The sequence below is a fragment of the Ensifer sp. ENS03 genome (assembly GCF_014852035.1).
In the GTDB taxonomy this organism is placed as follows: domain Bacteria; phylum Pseudomonadota; class Alphaproteobacteria; order Rhizobiales; family Rhizobiaceae; genus Ensifer; species Ensifer adhaerens.
In genome coordinates, this window is sequence record NZ_JACVAV010000034.1 from 1 (window position 1) to 550 (window position 550).

Here is a 550-nt window from a genome sequence, read left to right on the forward strand (position 1 = left end):
AGGAAGGCATGGCTCTTTGCCGGCTCCGACCGTGGTGCTGATCGCGCCGCCTTCATGGCAACGCTGATCATGAGCGCCAAGCTCAATGACATCGATCCACAAGCGTGGCTCGCCGATGTGCTCGCTCGCATCGCCGACACCTCGATCACCAGGCTCGAGCAATTGCTCCCGTGGAATTGGACGGCATTGTCAGCAAAAGCCGCTGCTGCGTAGGAGTACCGATGACTTACGATATCGACAAAATCCGCGCTCTTGTTCGCGATGTGTTGCTCCGCGACTGGGATCCGATCGGCATATCTGACATTCCCGAAGTGAAGGACGAATACGACGCCTACGCCGACGTCGTGCTCGGTATGCTCATCAACGAGAACGCAACGGCAGAAGACATCGCCAACTACCTCTTCAAGATAGCCACAGAGCACATGGCGCTGCCCAATCGCGAGATGGCGAAGCTGTCCGAGACAGCCGCAGCAGCAATCGTGGCCCTACGATCAAACCGCTAGGCGGAAGTCACCTTCGAGCTACCTGTGGTGCTCACCGGACGGATACG

Annotated in this window: 2 protein-coding genes; both read left to right on the plus strand. The window is 58.2% G+C overall.

The window, feature by feature from the left end:
* Window positions 1–213, plus strand: a 213-nt coding sequence (locus IB263_RS33840) for a transposase domain-containing protein (protein WP_192439608.1), incomplete at its 5' end; no start/stop codon positions are given.
* An 8-nt stretch (window positions 214–221) separates the two neighbouring features.
* Window positions 222–503 (plus strand): hypothetical protein, encoded by a 282-nt coding sequence (locus tag IB263_RS33845; protein ID WP_234798775.1) that lies wholly within the window; start codon window positions 222–224, stop codon window positions 501–503.
* Window positions 504–550 lie beyond the last annotated feature (47 nt).